At 70.9% G+C, this 15,688-nt stretch carries 17 protein-coding genes; 12 read left to right on the top strand and 5 right to left on the bottom strand.

Annotated elements, in window-relative coordinates:
- Positions 1 to 3: 3 nt before the first annotated feature.
- From AACG61_RS14330 to AACG61_RS14315, 4 genes are read left to right on the top strand one after another with little or no spacing between them, the layout of a single operon-like run.
- On the top strand, positions 4 to 1,002 hold the full coding sequence (locus AACG61_RS14330; RefSeq protein ID WP_411837777.1) for an acyl-CoA dehydrogenase family protein: 999 nt from the start codon (positions 4 to 6) through the stop codon (positions 1,000 to 1,002).
- Positions 999 to 1,397, top strand: a complete 399-nt coding sequence (locus AACG61_RS14325) for a PaaI family thioesterase (protein ID WP_411837776.1) — start codon at positions 999 to 1,001, stop codon at positions 1,395 to 1,397. Before AACG61_RS14330 ends, AACG61_RS14325 begins: the two co-directional genes overlap by 4 nt.
- Positions 1,394 to 2,203: an oxepin-CoA hydrolase, alternative type gene (locus tag AACG61_RS14320; RefSeq protein WP_411837775.1), complete on the top strand. Its 810-nt coding sequence runs from the start codon at positions 1,394 to 1,396 to the stop codon at positions 2,201 to 2,203. The genes AACG61_RS14325 and AACG61_RS14320 overlap by 4 nt, the downstream gene beginning before the upstream one ends.
- Complete coding sequence (locus AACG61_RS14315; RefSeq protein WP_411837774.1) at positions 2,200 to 3,693, top strand: class I adenylate-forming enzyme family protein; 1,494 nt, start codon at positions 2,200 to 2,202, stop codon at positions 3,691 to 3,693. Before AACG61_RS14320 ends, AACG61_RS14315 begins: the two co-directional genes overlap by 4 nt.
- Here the strand turns inward: AACG61_RS14315 and AACG61_RS14310 are convergent.
- A complete protein-coding gene (locus AACG61_RS14310; protein ID WP_411837773.1) occupies positions 3,690 to 4,460 on the bottom strand; it encodes a GntR family transcriptional regulator in 771 nt (256 codons plus the stop codon). The genes AACG61_RS14315 and AACG61_RS14310 overlap by 4 nt on opposite strands.
- A 165-nt stretch (positions 4,461 to 4,625) precedes the next feature.
- On the opposite strand from AACG61_RS14310, the gene AACG61_RS14305 reads away from it, so the two are divergent.
- The 5 genes from AACG61_RS14305 to AACG61_RS14285 all read left to right on the top strand — a co-directional run bounded on the left by AACG61_RS14305 (position 4,626) and on the right by AACG61_RS14285 (position 9,817).
- Positions 4,626 to 5,873: an MFS transporter gene (locus tag AACG61_RS14305; RefSeq protein ID WP_411837772.1), complete on the top strand. Its 1,248-nt coding sequence runs from the start codon at positions 4,626 to 4,628 to the stop codon at positions 5,871 to 5,873.
- The gene (locus AACG61_RS14300) at positions 5,873 to 7,474 is read left to right on the top strand and encodes a glycosyl transferase family 90 (RefSeq protein WP_411837770.1); all 1,602 of its coding nucleotides are present in this window, start codon (positions 5,873 to 5,875) and stop codon (positions 7,472 to 7,474) included. Before AACG61_RS14305 ends, AACG61_RS14300 begins: the two co-directional genes overlap by 1 nt.
- A 10-nt stretch (positions 7,475 to 7,484) precedes the next feature.
- The gene (locus AACG61_RS14295) at positions 7,485 to 7,964 is read left to right on the top strand and encodes an ureidoglycolate lyase (RefSeq protein ID WP_411837769.1); all 480 of its coding nucleotides are present in this window, start codon (positions 7,485 to 7,487) and stop codon (positions 7,962 to 7,964) included.
- A complete protein-coding gene (locus tag AACG61_RS14290) occupies positions 7,964 to 8,590 on the top strand; it encodes a ribonuclease HII (protein ID WP_411837768.1) in 627 nt (208 codons plus the stop codon). Before AACG61_RS14295 ends, AACG61_RS14290 begins: the two co-directional genes overlap by 1 nt.
- Positions 8,591 to 8,683: 93 nt before the next feature.
- On the top strand, positions 8,684 to 9,817 hold the full coding sequence (locus tag AACG61_RS14285) for a site-specific DNA-methyltransferase (protein ID WP_411837767.1): 1,134 nt from the start codon (positions 8,684 to 8,686) through the stop codon (positions 9,815 to 9,817).
- A gap of 88 nt (positions 9,818 to 9,905) precedes the next feature.
- Here the strand turns inward: AACG61_RS14285 and AACG61_RS14280 are convergent, their stop codons facing one another.
- The 3 genes from AACG61_RS14280 to mutY all read right to left on the bottom strand — a co-directional run bounded on the left by AACG61_RS14280 (position 9,906) and on the right by mutY (position 12,632).
- Positions 9,906 to 10,352 (bottom strand): BLUF domain-containing protein, encoded by a 447-nt coding sequence (locus AACG61_RS14280; RefSeq protein WP_411837766.1) that lies wholly within the window; start codon positions 10,350 to 10,352, stop codon positions 9,906 to 9,908.
- Between the two features lie 123 nt (positions 10,353 to 10,475).
- Positions 10,476 to 11,615: an alkane 1-monooxygenase gene (locus AACG61_RS14275; protein ID WP_411837765.1), complete on the bottom strand. Its 1,140-nt coding sequence runs from the start codon at positions 11,613 to 11,615 to the stop codon at positions 10,476 to 10,478.
- A 9-nt stretch (positions 11,616 to 11,624) separates the two neighbouring features.
- Positions 11,625 to 12,632 carry an A/G-specific adenine glycosylase gene (gene mutY, locus AACG61_RS14270; protein ID WP_411839535.1) on the bottom strand — a complete coding sequence of 336 codons (1,008 nt, stop codon included), beginning with the start codon at positions 12,630 to 12,632 and terminating at the stop codon, positions 11,625 to 11,627.
- A 103-nt stretch (positions 12,633 to 12,735) separates the two neighbouring features.
- Here mutY and AACG61_RS14265 point away from each other — a divergent pair, with 103 nt between their 5' ends.
- The 3 genes from AACG61_RS14265 to mscL all read left to right on the top strand — a co-directional run bounded on the left by AACG61_RS14265 (position 12,736) and on the right by mscL (position 14,480).
- A complete protein-coding gene (locus tag AACG61_RS14265) occupies positions 12,736 to 13,260 on the top strand; it encodes a DUF721 domain-containing protein (RefSeq protein WP_411837763.1) in 525 nt (174 codons plus the stop codon).
- A gap of 29 nt (positions 13,261 to 13,289) precedes the next feature.
- Positions 13,290 to 13,910: a DsbA family protein gene (locus tag AACG61_RS14260; protein ID WP_411837762.1), complete on the top strand. Its 621-nt coding sequence runs from the start codon at positions 13,290 to 13,292 to the stop codon at positions 13,908 to 13,910.
- Positions 13,911 to 14,036: 126 nt separating this feature from the next.
- The gene (gene mscL, locus AACG61_RS14255) at positions 14,037 to 14,480 is read left to right on the top strand and encodes a large conductance mechanosensitive channel protein MscL (RefSeq protein ID WP_411837761.1); all 444 of its coding nucleotides are present in this window, start codon (positions 14,037 to 14,039) and stop codon (positions 14,478 to 14,480) included.
- Between the two features lie 20 nt (positions 14,481 to 14,500).
- Here the strand turns inward: mscL and ald are convergent, their stop codons facing one another.
- Positions 14,501 to 15,619 (bottom strand): alanine dehydrogenase, encoded by a 1,119-nt coding sequence (gene ald, locus AACG61_RS14250; protein ID WP_411837760.1) that lies wholly within the window; start codon positions 15,617 to 15,619, stop codon positions 14,501 to 14,503.
- Between the last annotated feature and the right edge of the window lie 69 nt (positions 15,620 to 15,688).

Raw genomic sequence — 15,688 nt, 5'->3', positions numbered from 1 at the left:
CCCATGGACTTTCAGCTTTCCGACGACCACCGCATGCTGCAGGACAGCCTGCGCGGCATCCTGGCCCGCCATTCCGGCGAGGCGCTGATGCCCGCGCTGCTGGAGGCCGGCGTCCCCCAGGCCCTGCTGACCGAGGCCGAGGGCGGCTTCGACGGATCGGGCGCCGCCGTGGCGCTGATCTTCGAGGCCCTGGGCCGGGCGGGCGCGTCCCTGCCGCTGATCGGCACGATGATCGGGGCGGCGGCCCTGGCGCAGGCGGGCCAGCCTGCTGACGATGGGGCCACCATCGCCTTCGCCGATGCCGAACCCGGCACGCGTTACGACCGCGGCGTGGCGATCAGCGTCGATGGCGACCGCCTGACCGGGCGCAAGACCATGGTGGCGGGGGCCGAAGGGGCGGCGGCGATCATCGTCACCACCGCCGATGCGCTGTGGCTGGTCGCGCCCGACGCAACGGGGCTGACGGTGCGCCCCTATCCGCTGATGGACGATCAGCGCGGCGCCGACCTGATCCTTGACGCCACCCCCGCCACGCGGCTTGGGGCGCTGACGGATTTCGACGCGGTGCTGGCGCGCGGCGTCCTGGCCCATGCGGCCTATGCCTTGGGCACGCTGAGTGCGGCGGTCGATCTGACGCTGGACTATCTGCGCACCCGCAAGCAGTTCGGCCAGCCGCTGATCGCGTTCCAGGCCTTGGCGCATCGCGCCGCCGACCTGTCGGTCGAGGTCGAGCAGGCGCGCTCCGCCGTCACCAATTTCGCGGGCCATCTGGATGCCGATGCGCCCCTGCGCGACCGGCATCTGCAGGCCTGCAAGGTCACCCTGGGCCGGGTCGCGCGGCTGGTGGCCGAGGAATCGGTGCAGCTGCATGGCGGCATCGGCATGACCGAGGAATATGCGCTTGGCGGCATGATCCGCCGCCTGCTGGCCGCCGACACGGCCATGGGCGATGCGGATTTCCATCTGGAGCGGTTCGCGCGCGGCGAGCCCGCCTTCGCATGACCCTGATCCACGGGGAAACCGGCACCCAGTCCCTGATCGGCTATGTCCTGGACGTGGGCTGCCGGGCGGGGGCGGTCTGCTGGCTGGACCTGAACGACCGCCATCTGAACCGTCAGGGCATCCTGCATGGCGGGCTGGCCGCGACGCTTCTGGACAGCGCGATGGGGGCCACGGGCAGCCTGACGGTCGATGCCACAGGCCGCCATCCCTTCACCACCCTGTCGCTGACGGTGAACTATCTGGCGCCGGGCCTGCCGGGGCGCGTGACGGCCACCGGCCGCGTGACGGGCGGCGGACGCGCCACCCTGTTCATCGAGGGCGCGTTGCGGCATGAGGACGGCACGCTGATCGCCACTGCGACCGGCGTCTTCCGCAAGACAAGGGCCGCCCCATGACCGACCTCACCAATCCGCATTGCGAAATCAGCGACCTGGGCGACCGCCTGGTGGTCGAGAACCGCAACGCCGCCCGCCGCAACGCGCTGACGCCCGATTTCTACAAGGGCCTGCACCGCGCGCTGGAGCTGGCGACCGACAACCCCCGCATCGGCGCCGTGCTGATCATGGGCGAGGGCGATTTCTTCTGCGCGGGCGGCGATCTGACCATGCTGATCAAGGCGCAGGAGATGTCCGAGGATCAGCGCCGCGCCCGCATCGACGCGCTGAACGACCTGATGCGCGCGGTCGTGGCCTGCCCCCGCCCGGTCATCGCCGTGGTCGAGGGGGGCGCCGCCGGCGCGGGCCTGTCGCTGGCCTTGGCCTGCGACATGATCGTGTCGGCCCGCGATGCGCGTTACACGGCGGCCTATGTGAATGCCGGGCTTGTGCCCGATGGCGGGCTGACCGCGGCGCTGACCGCCTGCCTGCCGCCGCAGATGGCCGCGTCCATGGCCCTGACCGGCCAGCCCGTGGGCGCGGAACGCCTCCACGCCCTGGGCGTCATCCAGGAACTGACCGAGCCGGGAGAGGCCATCATGGCCGCCATGGCCCTGGCTGACCGCCTGGCCGCAGGCCCGGCCGAGGCGCAGGCCGCGATCAAGCATCTGCTGACCGGCGCCCGCGCCACCCTGCTGGAGGCGCAGCTGAGTGCCGAACGCGACGCGATGGCCACGGCCCTCGCCTCGCGCGAGGCCGCCGAGGGCATCACCGCCTTCCTGGCCAAGCGCCCCCCCGATTTCCGCCGCCTTCGCGAGGATTCATGACCCGTATCCACCAGTTGTTCGACGCCGCTTGCGCGGCCCATCCCGACCGTCCGGCCCTGACCGATTGGACGGGACGCACCCTGACCTATGCCGCACTGGACGATCTGGTCCGGCGGACGCAGGCGGATATGGCGGCGATGGGCCTGCGCCCCGGTGACCGGCTGCTGGTGGTGGCCGAGAACGCGGCCCCGGTGCCGGTCCTGCTGCTGGCCGCCAGCCGCATGGGCGCGGTGCTGGTGCCGGTGAACGCGCGCATGACCGCGCCCGAGCTGGCCAAGATCGCGGCCCATACCGAACCGCGCCTGACCCTGTTCCTGTCCGATGTCAGCGAGCCCGCGCGGCTGCACGCGGGCGATGCGCGCGCCGTCACGCTGGCCGGAGCGGCGTTGCATGTCGCGGGACCGTTCGACGCCGTGCCGGAGCAGGTGGAATCGCAGGACGCGATGACGGCGGTGATCCTCTACACCACCGGCACGACGGGCACGCCCAAGGGGGTGATGCTGACCCATGGCAACCTGATCTTTGGCGGCGAAAGCTCGGCCCGGCTGCGGGGGATGCAGGCGGATGACGTCATCTGGGGCGTGCTGCCGCTGACGCATGTCTTCGGGCTGACCTCGATGCTGGCGGCGGGGCTGGCCACGGGCGCGCATATCCGGCTGGAGCCGCGCTTTTCCGCCGCGCAGACGCTGGCCGCGCTGCAATCGGACGTGACCGTCCTGCCCGCCGTGCCGCAGATGCATGCGGCCATCATGGCCGAGGCGCGCGCCCAGGGGCTGGAGCGTCTGGCCCGGCCGCTGCGCTATGTCAGCAGCGGCGCGGCGCCTCTGGACCCCGACTGGAAGCGGCGGGCCGAGGCGTTCTACGGCATCGCGCTGCAGAACGGCTACGGCATGACCGAGACGACGGCGGGGGTGACCGTCACGAACAACGCCATCGGCGACCCGGACCCTTCGGCGGGCCATCCGCTGCCGGGGGTGGAGATCGCGCTGGACGAGACCATCGGCCGCGAACCCGGCACCGGAGAGGTGCTGACGCGGGGTCCGCACATCATGCGCGGCTATTTCCGCAATGCGGAGGGCACGGCGCAGGTGCTGCGGGACGGCTGGATGCGCACCGGCGATCTGGGCCGGATCGATGCGCAGGGGCGGCTGCACATCGTCGGCCGTTGCAAGGAGCTGATCATCCGCGGCGGCTTCAACGTCTATCCCCCCGAGGTGGAGGCCGCGCTGAACGATCATCCGGCCGTGCTGCAGACCGCCGTGATCGGCCGCGCGCGCGAGGGGGGCGACGAGGATATCCTGGCCTTCTGCCAGCTGATCGCGCCGGATGCGGTGTCGGCCGATGCGCTGGCGGCCCATGCGGCGGCGCGACTGTCGGCCTACAAGCGGCCCACGCGGATCATCCTGACCGGCCCGCTGCCCGCGGCGGCGACCGGCAAGGTGCTCAAGCACCGGCTGATTGCGCATTTCGCGGATTTGCTGGCGGTCTAGTCGCCCAGGACCAGGCGGTGGCGCGGCGGATAGAACTGCCGCGCGAAGGCCACGGGCAGCCCGTCCAGCAGGGTCACCCGCTCGATCGCCATGACCGGGGTGCCGGGCTCGACCTCCAGGTTCACCGCGCAGGAGCCGCTGGCGGCCTCGGCCAGGATCGAGACATGGCCCTGGATCACCGGCAGGCTGCGGGCCAGCCATTCCTGCGGCGGTTCGGCCGCGAACAGGCCCGGATCGGCCGCCGCCCCGCCCGGCATGGCCAGCAGGCGCGGATGCAGCCAGATCGCCTCGCAGCAATGCGGACGCGCATCGGCCAGATAGCGCGACTTGACCAGCAGCAGCCGTTCCGAGGCATCCAGCTGCAGCGCCTGCATCGCGGCCGGGCTGGGCGGGCATGTCAGATACTCCGTCATCTCGTGGCGATAGGTGGCGCCCAGGGCCTCGATCTCGTCGCGGATCACCCGCAGCGACAGGGTGGTGCGGCGCGAGGTGGTCGCGGCGACGCGGGTGCCGACCTTGCGGCGGCGCTGGATGATGCCGCTGTCGGCCAGCTCGCGCAGCGCCCGGTTCACCGTGGCACGCGCGCAGCCCATCTCCACCGACAGCATCTGCTCGGTGGGGATCAGGCTGCCGGGGGGCCATTCGCCCGACCGGATGCGGCCCAGCACCTCGGCCCGGATGGCCTGCCAGGTGTTGGGACGGCGCCGGTCGCCATCGGCACCGGAGGAATGGACGGACAGGCGGGACGACGGGATCGATTGACTCATGGACGACTCATGACAGGACACCCTATCGTGATAGCCGACGGATAAAGAAAAGATAGATGTCCTAAACGCCATGGGGCGGGACAATCGCGGCGGGCAGGCCGATCAGGGGCGCGTTGGCGGCGCTTTCCTTCCGCAGCCTGTCTGATAGATGCAGAGCGTGCAAGCATGAAGACGATCCCGATGCCCGATTCGCTCTCTCCCGCCGCCCGCCCGACCCTGACCCCGCCCGACCTGAGGCCGCCCGGCCCATCGGCCCGGACCGCGACCAGCTGGGGGGTGCTGGTGGCGATCAGCCTGTGCCACATGATCAACGACGTCATGCAGTCGATGCTGGCCGCGATCTATCCGCTGCTTCAGACTGAATTCGCGCTGTCCTATACCCAGATCGGGGTGATGACGCTGGCCTTCCAGGTCACCGCATCGCTGCTGCAGCCGATGATCGGCATGGCGACCGACCGCCATCCCCAGCCCCGCTCGCTGCCCTTCGGGATGATCTCCACGCTGACCGGCGTCACGATGCTGGGCCTTGCGGACAGCTATGGCTGGCTTCTGGCGGGGGCGATGCTGATCGGCATCGGCTCGGCGGTGTTCCACCCGGAAAGCTCGCGCGTGGCGCGCACCGCGTCGGGCGGGCGCTTCGGCACCGCGCAGTCGCTGTTCCAGCTGGGCGGCAATGGCGGGCAGGCGATGGGGCCGCTGCTGGCGGCCTTCGTGGTCGTGCCGATGGGACGTCCGGCGGTGGCCTGGTTCGCGCTGGCCGCGGCGCTCGGCGCGGCGATCCTGTGGCGCGTGGGGGCCTGGGCCGAGGATCGCCGCCGCGCCGCCGCGGCCGTCCCCGACCGCAGCCTGCGCCTGCCGCGCGCCACGGTGATCCGCGCCATCGCGGTCCTGGCGGTGCTGGTCTTCACCAAGAACATCTACACCGCCTCGATGAGCAGCTATTTCACCTTCTTCACCATCGACCGCTTCGGCCTGTCCACCCAGGGGGCGCAGCTGATGCTGTTCCTGTTCCTGGCGGGCATGGCCGGGGGGGTGATGCTGGGCGGGGTGATCGGCGACCGGGTCGGGCCGCTGACGGTGATCTGGGTGTCGATCCTGGGCGTGCTGCCGCTGACGCTGGCGCTGCCGCATGTGGGGCTGGTGCCGACCGGCGTGCTGGCGGTGCTGATCGGGCTGATCCTGGCCTCCGCCTTCCCGGCCATCGTCGTCTTCGCGCAGGAGCTGGTGCCGGGGCGGACGGGGATGATCGCGGGGCTGTTCTTCGGCTTCTCCTTCGGGATGGGCGGCATCTCGGCGGCAGCGCTCGGGGTGCTGGCCGATGCGCAGGGCATCCGGACGGTGTTCCTGATCTGCTCGGCGCTGCCGGTGCTGGGACTGCTGACGGTGCTGCTGCCGCGCAACGCGCGGCCCTGATGGCGCGGCCCGTCGTCCATATCGGGCCCGACGGCCCGGTGGACGAGGCGCTGGCCGCGCTGTTCCGCGCCAACGGCCACCCCGTCGCCTGCCACGAGGGCGGACGCCTGGCCGCCGACATCCTTCATGCGATGGGGCAGGGGACGCGCCCGCTGCGGGGCTGGCCGGGCATGCGGCTGTTCGCGGGGCTCTATCGGGACCGGCCGCTGTGGCGTCCGCGGCTGGAGGCCTGGCGCTGCGCCGCCTTCCTGCGCGACCAGCTGCCCGATGCGGTCTTCCTGCTGACCCGCCCCGCCCCGGACGACCCCGAAGGCACGGCCCATCAGGCGGCGGTCGAGGCGCTGTTCGCGGGCGATCCGCGGCTGATCGTGCTGGACCTGGCCACGACCCGCCCGGTCGATCTGGCCGCGCGCCTGTCGGACATCGTGCCGCTGCCCCTCGTGCCCCGGTCCCGCTGGCCCGAACACCGCCTGCGGGCCGATGCCCCGCCCCCGCCCCGCGCGCCGGAGGGCTGGGCGGCGGATGTCGCGCGCTTCTGCCTGTCGGGCGCGCGGACGCGCGCGCCGGGCGATCTGTCGGGCCTGTCGGGCTTTGCCTGCCATTGGGACGGGACGCTGGCCGGGCAGGGCGCGGTGACGGACGCCAAGGGCGCGCCGCGCCAGTTCACGCTGGTCACGCCCCCCGGCGGGCGCCCGCTGGCCCTGGCGCGCGAGGGGCGGCATTTCAAGCTGATCCGGGCCGAGGGCGTCATCAACGACATCCTGTCGCTGGACCGCCGCGACCCGGTCTGGATCGACATGGAGGACAGCCGCTGGTTCGGCAGCCCCGAAGGCGCGGCCCTGGACCGGCCGGTCCTGTGCCACAACCGTCGCGCCGGTGCGGTGAACGCCGTGCTGTGGCCGCTGCCCGATCAGCACGCAGTGGGGCTGCCGGGCTTCGATCCGGCCGCTGCGCCCGACGACATCCCGTGGGAGGAGAAGCAGGACCGGCTGGTCTGGCGCGGCATGATCTCGGGCTCCGAGATGCGGCCCGGCGTGAAGCCCGGCCCCGCCAGCCATGTCTGGCTGGCCCGCCTGGCCGAGGCGGCGACCCCCGCCGACCGCCAAGCCGCATGGGAGGGGCTGTGCCGCACGAACCGCATGGCCTTCCTGCGCGCCCATATCGACGATCCGGATTTCGACGTGGGGCTGGTGCTGGCCCACGCCTATCGCCACCATGCCGACGACCCGCTGATCGCGCCCTTCTGCCGGCCGCGCATGGGGCCGCGCGACTTTGCCGCCTTCCGCTATCGGCTGTGCATGACGGGTTACGACCACGGCTCGAACTTCATCTCGGGGCTGGACCAGAACGGGGTGCTCTTGGCCGAGGAGGACGGCTGGCAGGTCTTCTATTCCGGCCGCTTCCGGCCATGGGTCCATTACATCCCCGTGGCACGTCACCTGACCGACCTGCGCGGGAAGCTGGCCTGGGCGCGCGCCCATCCCGACCGGTGCCGCGCCATATCCTCCACCGCCCGGGCCGAGGCCGCGCATCTGCGCGACCCCGCCGCGCGGGCCGAGCTGATGGGGCTGATCCTCGACGGGCTGGCGGCGCTGCGCTAGAACCGCGGGCATGACACAGATCCGCATCGAACCCCTGACCGCCGCCGCCTTCGCCCCCTTCGGGCAGGTCCTGACCCCCCGCGCCACGCCGGACCGCATGATCAACGCGGGCCGCTGCGAACGCCATCACGCGCTGGCCACCGTCGAACGCGGCGGGGGCGAGGCGATCATCAGCCTGTTCCGCAGCCAGGCCGTCAGCCTGCCCTACGACTGCACCCTGCTGGAGCGTCACCCCCTGGGCAGCCAGGCCTTCATGCCGCTTGGCCCCGATCCGTGGCTGTCGGTCGTGGCGCCCGATGTGGGCGGGCGCCCGGGGCCGCTGCGCGCCTTCCTGGTGCCGGCCCATACGGGGGTGAACCTGAGCGCGGGGACGTGGCACGGGGTGCTGACGCCGCTGGACCGCGCCGCCGATTTCCTGGTGGTGGACCGCGAGGGCGCGGGCAGCAACCTGGAGGAGGTCGCCATCGCCCCCGTCCGGATCACCGCCTGATGCCGGACCTGTCGCTGGAGACCGCGCTGCGCGACGCGGGCGCGCGCCATGTCGCGGGCGTGGACGAGGTCGGGCGCGGCCCGCTGGCCGGGCCGGTGACGGCGGCGGCGGTGATCCTGCCCGACGGTCCGCTGCCCGAGGGCCTGGACGACAGCAAGCGTCTGACCGCGCCGCGCCGGGCGGCGCTGGCCGAATGGATCGCGGCGCATTGCGACTGGTCGGTCGCCCATGTCTCCGTGGCCGAGATCGACGCGCTGAACATCCTGCGTGCCAGCCATGTCGCCATGTGCCGCGCGCTGGACGGGCTGCGCACGCGCCCCTGCCATGTCCTGGTGGACGGCAACCTGCTGCCGCGCGATCTGGAGCTGCCCGCGACGGCGGTGGTCAAGGGCGACGGGCGCAGCCTGTCCATCGCCGCGGCCTCGATCCTGGCCAAGCAGGCGCGCGATGCGATCATGGTGGATTTGGCGCAACAGCATCCCGGTTATGGCTGGGAGGTGAATGCGGGATATCCCACCCCCGCCCATAAACGCGCGCTGCTAAATCTGGGGGTGACCCCACATCATAGGCGGTCATTCAAGCCCGTCCACAATATCTTGTGTAAACCCCCCTTTGTAAGTGACTGATTCGAAAAAGAAATTGACGCCGATTCGCATCTGAATCATCTTTGGGGCCATACCAGACCGGCAAAAGCCGGCATTTCCCGAAGGCAGAGCACGATGAAAACCAAGGTCCAGCGCGCGGATTCCGCGCGCCCTTCCCCGCATGATCCGTTACCGCTGAACCAGATCCTTGCAGGCGACTGCATCGAGGTCATGAACGCCTTGCCCGCCGGCAGCGTCGACCTGATCTTTGCCGACCCGCCCTACAACCTGCAGCTTCGCGGCGATCTGCACCGGCCGGACAACAGCCGGGTCGATGCGGTGGACGACCATTGGGACCAGTTCTCCAGCTTTGCCGATTACGACGCCTTCACCCGCGCCTGGCTGGCCGCCGCGCGCCGCCTGCTGAAACCCAACGGGGCGATCTGGGTGATCGGCAGCTATCACAACATCTTCCGCGTCGGCGCCGAGATCCAGAACCAGGGCTTCTGGATCATGAACGACGTGATCTGGCGCAAGTCGAACCCGATGCCGAACTTTCGCGGCAAGCGGCTGACCAATGCGCATGAGACGCTGATCTGGGCCGCGCGGTCGGAGACGGCCAAGTACACCTTCAACTACGAGGCGCTGAAGTCGCTGAACGAGGGCGTGCAGATGCGCAGCGATTGGGTCCTGCCGATCTGCAATGGCGGCGAACGGCTGAAGGATGCCGCGGGCGAGAAGGCCCATCCGACCCAGAAGCCCGAGAGCCTGCTGCACCGGGTCATCATCGGCACGACCAATCCCGGCGACGTGGTGCTGGACCCGTTCTTCGGCACCGGCACGACCGGCGCGGTCGCCAAGATGCTGGGTCGCGCCTATGTCGGCATCGAGCGCGAGGAGGCCTATCGCGAGGTCGCCGCCCGCCGCCTGTCCCGCGTCCGTCCGCTGGATGCCGAGGCCATCGCCACGACCCGCGCCAAGCGCGCCGAGGTGCGCATCCCCTTCGGTCAGGTGATCGAGCGCGGCATGCTGCGCCCCGGAGAGGAGCTGTATTCCCTGGGCAACCGCCACAAGGCCAAGGTCCGCGCCGACGGCAGCCTGGTCGGCAACGACGTCAAGGGCTCCATCCACCAGGTCGGCGCCGCGCTGGAGGGTGCGCCCTCGTGCAACGGCTGGACCTACTGGCACTTTCGCCGCGAGGGCAAGATGATCCCGCTGGACATCCTGCGCCAGCAGATCCGGGCCGAGATGGAATCCCGGCCCAACTGACCCCATTCCGTTCGCCAGTCCGGCGCCGCGCTGCCGCGCGGGCCGGGCCGCCTTGCCCCGCCATGTCCGCATGGCGGGGATCTTTCGTTCAGCGGATCGTCTCGAGGAAGCTGCGCACCCCGTCTGCCTCGCTATGCCCGCTGCCCGCCAGCCATTCCAGCAGCGAGGCCGTCGCCGAGTCGGAATGGCGCATCTGCCAGTCGCCGAACAGCCGCCGGTCCAGCCGCCCCTGGTCGATCACGGTGACGCCCACATGGCGGTCGTCGTCGCGCAACCGCTCCATCAGCCGCGACAGGGTGAAGCGCGGCCCCTCCAGCCACTGGAAGAACAGCCCGTTCTCATGATGCAGGCAGCCGGTCAGCCCGCGTTCGGCATTGCGCCGCCGGGCCTGGTTCAGGATCGCCTCAAGATCGGCCCGCCCCAGCCCCGGCCGTGCCACGCTGCGATACAGCATGAACCCCATGTCCCCCGCCCCGGTCAGGGCGGCCGCCCAATGCGGCCTGTCGCCCTCCGCCAGTCCCGAATCGTCATACATGGTCGCTCAACCCGTGCGTGTATTTTCACTACACAAATACCATGGGGGTAGATCGCGGCATAGGGAACAGCCCGGAGGCATTTCATTGCACGGATGGTTAACGCGGACCCCGGCGGCGGCGCGTCACAGCGCGTTGCGCGGCAGGGGCAGGGTGCCGCGGTTGTAGCCGCTCCAATCCTCGATCTCGGGGTAGAAGCGGCGGCGCCAGGCGCGCACCCGCGGGTTCATGCGCCGCCGCCACAAGGGCGGGACCATCGCCAGCATGGTCATCGCCGGATAGCCCAACGGCAGCTGCGGGGCCTCGTCCTCGGAATAGGTCTGCAGCAGCGGAAAGCGGCGGTCGGGCCGGGTGTGGTGGTCGGAATGGCGCTGAAGGTTGATCAGCAGCCAGTTGGTCGCGGTATGCCCGGCGTTCCAGCTGTGGCGCGGGCGGACGGGCTCGTATCGCCCCTCGCCCAGATGCTTGCGGGACAGGCCGTAATGCTCGACGTAATTGGTCAGCTCCAGTTGCCAGACGGCGATGAAGGCCTGGAACAGGAACAGCCCCAGCCCCGCCCATCCGCCAAGCGCCAGCGCCCCGGCCAGCATCCCGGCCTGCAGCGCGCCATAGCGCCAGAACGGGTTGCGCCGGTCCAGCGGCCCGCGCCCGGCGCGCGCCAGGAACCGCGTCTCGGCCCGCCAGGCGCTGGCCGGTCCATGGGTCAGGACCCGCCCGAAGAAGCGGTAGAACCCCTCGTTGTAGCGGGCGGAGACCGCGTCGCGCGGGGTCGAGACCCAGGAGTGGTGGACCAGCAGATGCTCGGTCCGGAAATGCGAATAGAGCACCGAGGCCAGCAGCAGGTCGCCCAGCCAGCGTTCGGCCCGCGACTTCTGGTGCAGCAGTTCATGCGCATAGACGATGCCCACGCTGCCCGACATCACGCCCTGCGCGAAGAAGAGGCCCAGAAGCTCCCATCCCGACAGATGCGTGCCATGCCCCGCCAGCCACAGGCAACAGGCCAGGGTCGCCGCCTGCAGCGGAAACCAGATCAGCGTGACCGCGCGGTGCCAGTACAGCTGTTCGGCACCGGTGTCGGGGTCGGGATTGTCGGGGTTCAGGCCCAGCACCCCGTCCAGCGCGGTTGTCAGGTACCACGCATAGGCCGGCACGATCAGCCACCACGCCCCGCCCCGCCAGGCGGCCAGCGCCATCAGCGGGACCAGCGCCACCGACAGCCAAAAGGGCGCCGCGGCGGGAATCGGGGAACGGGGCGATTCGCTCATGCCCCGATGCTAGGCGGTCAGGTGCGGTCGCGCCATATCCCAGACCTTGCGCATCAGCCCCGGCAGGGCCGCGGGGTCGATCTGCCGCAAGGGGACCAGCTCTCCGCGCGTGGGATTGCCGGCAAGCGTGCCGATCCGCACGGTCAGGTCCAGCGTGAAATGGGTGAAGACATGGCGCACCGTGCCCAGATCGCGCCAGTCGGCCGGACCGGGGGGCGGCAGGTCGCGCCCGTCCCACCCGGCCGATGGAAAGGCCAGCACCCCGCCCAACAACCCCTGCGGCGGGCGATGCTCCAGCAGCAAGGCCTCGCCCTGCCGGCCCAGCCAGACGGTGCCTTGGCGCAGCGGTTTCGCGGCCTTGGGCGTCTTGCGGGGCAGCTCGGCCGCGATGCCCTGCGCGCGCGCGTCGCACTGCGCCTGCAGCGGGCAGATCACGCAGGCCGGGCTGCGCGGCGTGCAGATGGTCGCGCCCAGGTCCATCATCGCCTGCGCATAATCGCCCGGCCGGGCGGCGGGGGTCAGAGTATCGGCCAGGGCGACCAGCTCGAGCTTGGCGCGCGGCAGGGGGGTCTGGACCGCGAAGAGCCGCGCGACCACGCGTTCGACATTGCCGTCCACCACGGTCTCGGCCCGGTCGAAGGCGATCGCGGCGATGGCCGCGGAGGTATAGGCCCCGATGCCCGGCAGCGCCTGCAGCCCGTCGCGGCTGTCCGGAAAGCCGCCCATGGCCGTCACCGCCCGCGCGCAGGCCAGCAGGTTGCGGGCCCGCGCGTAATAGCCGAGCCCCGCCCATTCCGCCATGACCTGCGCGTCGGGCGCCGCCGCCAGATCCTGCACCGTCGGCCAGATCGCGGTGAAGCGCAGGAAATACGCCTTGACCGCCGCCACGGTGGTCTGCTGCAGCATCACCTCGGACAGCCAGACGCGATAGGGGTCGGCGGGCGCGCCTCCGGGCTGCACCCGCCAGGGCAGGTCGCGGGCGTGGCGGTCATACCAGGCCAGAAGGTCGGGGGCGATCACCTTGCTTTCACGCAATTATGTGGGCCTTTGCAGAAGGGCGCGCTTTCATCCGGGGGGATGGCTGGCTAAGGATGGGCGCGTGATAGCAGCAAAGGCGTCCATGGCCCACCCGTCCCATCCCGCCGCAGACCGGTCCCGTCGTCGCAGCCGCGGCTTTCAGGCGGCCTCAAGCCTGTTGGCGGCGCGGGTGCAGAAGGCGGCCGAGGGGCGGGGCTTCGCCGTGACGCGGCTGCTGACCCACTGGCCCGAGATTGCGGGCGCGCAGCTGGCCGCCGTGACCCGTCCGGTGCGCATCAGCCATGCGCGGGGCGGTCTGGGCGCGACGCTGACGCTGCTGACGACCGGCCCGATGGCCCCCATGGTCGAGATGCAGCTGCCGCAGCTGCGCGAGCGGGTGAACGCCTGCTATGGCTACAACGCGGTCAGCCGCATCACGCTGACCCAGACCGCGGCCTCGGGCTTTGCCGAGGGGCATGCCCGCTTCACCCACGCCCCGCCCGAACCCCCGGCCCCCGATCCGGCGCTGCTGGAACGGGCCGCGGGCGTCGCCCGACAGTTCGACGATCCCGGCCTGGCCCAGGCCATGGCCCGGCTGGCGATGAATGTCGCCCGCCGCCGATCCTGACCCATCTGCCCGACCCGAAAGGATTACCCATGTTTCTTCGCACCGCCGCCGCCGCCTTCGCCCTGACGCTGGCGACCCCCGTCCTGGCCCAGGACGCCGCCGCCCCCGCGACCCTGCCCGACATCGCCCAGGGGGCCGAGGACGCGCCGCTGACCATCGTCGAATATGCCAGCTTCACCTGCGGGCATTGCGCGAACTTCCACAGCGACGTCTATCCGCAACTGAAGGCGGAATACATCGACACCGGCAAGGTCCGCTTCGTGCAGCGCGACGTCTATTTCGACCAGCCGGGCCTGTGGGCCGGCGTTCTGGCGCGCTGCGGCGGCGACGAGAAGTTCTATCCCGTCAGCGGCATGCTGTTCGACGAGCAGTCGGAATGGCTGGCCGGCGGGTCGGGCGACGAGATCGCGGCCAACCTGCGCCGCATCGGCCTGAAGGCCGGCATGACCGAGGAGCAGATGACCGCCTGCTGGAACGACACCGCCAAGGTCGAGCAGCTGATCGCCACCTTCCAGGCCAACGCCACCGCCGACGAGGTCGAGGCGACGCCGACCTTCATCATCGGCGGCGAGAAGGTCTCGAACCAGCCGTGGGAGAGCATGAAGGAGGTCATCGACAGCAAGCTGGCCGAGGCCGCCCCGGCCGAGTGACCGGCCCTTCCCGACCCGACATGCAGCGCGCCGGAGGTCCATCCTTCGGCGCGATTGCATTTCGGCCCCGGGGGTCGCAGGATCGGACTGCGGCACGCTGTCGCGCATCACGAGGGACGATCTGTCATGATCCAGGAATTCAAGACCTTCATCGCCCGCGGCAACGTCATCGACCTTGCCGTCGGCATCATCATCGGCGCCGCCTTCACGGCCATCGTCAATTCGCTGGTGGTGGACCTGATCAACCCGATCCTGGGGCTGATGACCGGGGGCATCGACTTCACCGACAAGTATCTGGTCCTGTCCGGCAACGTCCCCGACGGGGCCAGCCTGACCGCCGCGCGCGATTCGGGAGCGGCGATCTTCGCCTATGGCGCCTTCGCCATGGCGGTGTTGAACTTCCTGATCGTGGCCTGGGCGGTGTTCCTGCTGGTCAAGGCGGTGAACCGCCTGCAGCGCGCCGCGATCCGCAAGGAGGAGGCCAAGGAGGCCGCCCCCGCCGGTCCCAGCCAAGAGGAGCTGCTGGCCCAGATCCGCGACCTGCTGGCCGACCGGGCAAGCCCGGTCTGACCTTCAGGAGGCCCGCAGCCTCAGGTGGACAGGGCGGTCTCCGGGGTGACGGCCTCGATGCCCAGGGCCTCGCCCACTGGGGGCGAGGTCAGCCGGCCGTCATGCACCGACAGGCCCGCGCGCAGATGGGCATCATCGCTCAGCGCGCGGTGCCAGCCCTTGTCGGCCAGCGCCAGCAGGTGCGGCAGGGTGACGTTGCCCAGAGCCTGCGTGCTGGTGCGCGCCACCGCGCCGGGCATGTTCGCCACGCAGTAATGGACGATGCCGTCGACCTCGTAGATCGGGTCCTGATGGGTGGTCGCGCGCGAGGTCTGGAAGCAGCCGCCCTGGTCGATGGCCACGTCCACCAGCACGGCCCCCTGAGGCATGGTGGACAGCTGATCGCGGCTGATCAGCTTGGGTGCCGCCGCGCCGGGGATCAGCACGGCCCCGATCACCAGGTCGGCAGTACGGATCGCCTCGGCCGTCGCCGCGGCGCTGGCGAACTGCGTGGTCAGGCGGCCCATGAAGATGTCGTCCAGATAGGAGAGGCGCGGCACCGAGCGGTCCATGACCGTCACGTTCGCGCCCATGCCCACCGCCACGCGCGCCGCCGCGGTGCCCACGACCCCGCCGCCGATCACCACGACATTGGCGGGCCGCACGCCCGGCACGCCGCCCATCAGTACGCCGCGCCCGCCATTGGCCTTCTGCAGCGCCCAGGACCCGACCTGCGGGGCCAGGCGCCCGGCGACCTCGGACATGGGGGCCAGCAGCGGCAGCCCGCCCCGCGCATCGGTCACGGTCTCATAGGCGATGGCCGTCACGCCGCTGTCCAGCAGGTCGCGCGTCTGGTCCGGGTCGGGCGCCAGGTGCAGATAGGTGAACAGGATCTGGCCGCGCGCCAGCATGCGGCGTTCGGCGGGCTGCGGCTCCTTGACCTTCACGATCAGCTCGGCCTCGCCGAAGACGGCCGCCGCGTCGGGCACGATCCGCGCGCCCGCGGCGGCATAGTCGTCATCGGCAAAGCCCGCGCCCTCTCCGGCGCCGGACTGGATCAGGACGGTATGGCCGCGCCCGATCGCCTCGACAGCGGCGGCGGGTGTCATGCCCACGCGGAACTCCTGCGGCTTGACCTCTTTCGGGCATCCGATCTTCATGGCGTTCTCCTCTCCCCTTTGGACCCCATCCTGACAGGTCGCATCCGCAAGGTGCTGCGAAGCAGGGGC

Source organism: Paracoccus sp. ME4 (genome assembly GCF_046736325.1).
Classification (GTDB): domain Bacteria; phylum Pseudomonadota; class Alphaproteobacteria; order Rhodobacterales; family Rhodobacteraceae; genus Paracoccus.
Note: the sequence above shows the minus strand (reverse complement) of the source record. Positions and strands in the feature narration are given on the sequence as shown.

What these genes read in the sequence shown, in the direction of transcription:
- AACG61_RS14330 (WP_411837777.1), top strand. Translation starts at nt 4, where the DNA reads ATGGACTTTCAGCTTTCCGACGACCACCGCATGCTGCAGGACAGCCTG.
- AACG61_RS14325 (WP_411837776.1), top strand. Translation starts at nt 999, where the DNA reads ATGACCCTGATCCACGGGGAAACCGGCACCCAGTCCCTGATCGGCTAT.
- AACG61_RS14320 (WP_411837775.1), top strand. Translation starts at nt 1,394, where the DNA reads ATGACCGACCTCACCAATCCGCATTGCGAAATCAGCGACCTGGGCGAC.
- AACG61_RS14315 (WP_411837774.1), top strand. Translation starts at nt 2,200, where the DNA reads ATGACCCGTATCCACCAGTTGTTCGACGCCGCTTGCGCGGCCCATCCC.
- AACG61_RS14310 (WP_411837773.1), bottom strand. Translation starts at nt 4,460, where the DNA reads ATGAGTCAATCGATCCCGTCGTCCCGCCTGTCCGTCCATTCCTCCGGT.
- AACG61_RS14305 (WP_411837772.1), top strand. Translation starts at nt 4,626, where the DNA reads ATGAAGACGATCCCGATGCCCGATTCGCTCTCTCCCGCCGCCCGCCCG.
- AACG61_RS14300 (WP_411837770.1), top strand. Translation starts at nt 5,873, where the DNA reads ATGGCGCGGCCCGTCGTCCATATCGGGCCCGACGGCCCGGTGGACGAG.
- AACG61_RS14295 (WP_411837769.1), top strand. Translation starts at nt 7,485, where the DNA reads ATGACACAGATCCGCATCGAACCCCTGACCGCCGCCGCCTTCGCCCCC.
- AACG61_RS14290 (WP_411837768.1), top strand. Translation starts at nt 7,964, where the DNA reads ATGCCGGACCTGTCGCTGGAGACCGCGCTGCGCGACGCGGGCGCGCGC.
- AACG61_RS14285 (WP_411837767.1), top strand. Translation starts at nt 8,684, where the DNA reads ATGAAAACCAAGGTCCAGCGCGCGGATTCCGCGCGCCCTTCCCCGCAT.
- AACG61_RS14280 (WP_411837766.1), bottom strand. Translation starts at nt 10,352, where the DNA reads ATGTATGACGATTCGGGACTGGCGGAGGGCGACAGGCCGCATTGGGCG.
- AACG61_RS14275 (WP_411837765.1), bottom strand. Translation starts at nt 11,615, where the DNA reads ATGAGCGAATCGCCCCGTTCCCCGATTCCCGCCGCGGCGCCCTTTTGG.
- AACG61_RS14265 (WP_411837763.1), top strand. Translation starts at nt 12,736, where the DNA reads ATGGCCCACCCGTCCCATCCCGCCGCAGACCGGTCCCGTCGTCGCAGC.
- AACG61_RS14260 (WP_411837762.1), top strand. Translation starts at nt 13,290, where the DNA reads ATGTTTCTTCGCACCGCCGCCGCCGCCTTCGCCCTGACGCTGGCGACC.
- mscL (WP_411837761.1), top strand. Translation starts at nt 14,037, where the DNA reads ATGATCCAGGAATTCAAGACCTTCATCGCCCGCGGCAACGTCATCGAC.
- ald (WP_411837760.1), bottom strand. Translation starts at nt 15,619, where the DNA reads ATGAAGATCGGATGCCCGAAAGAGGTCAAGCCGCAGGAGTTCCGCGTG.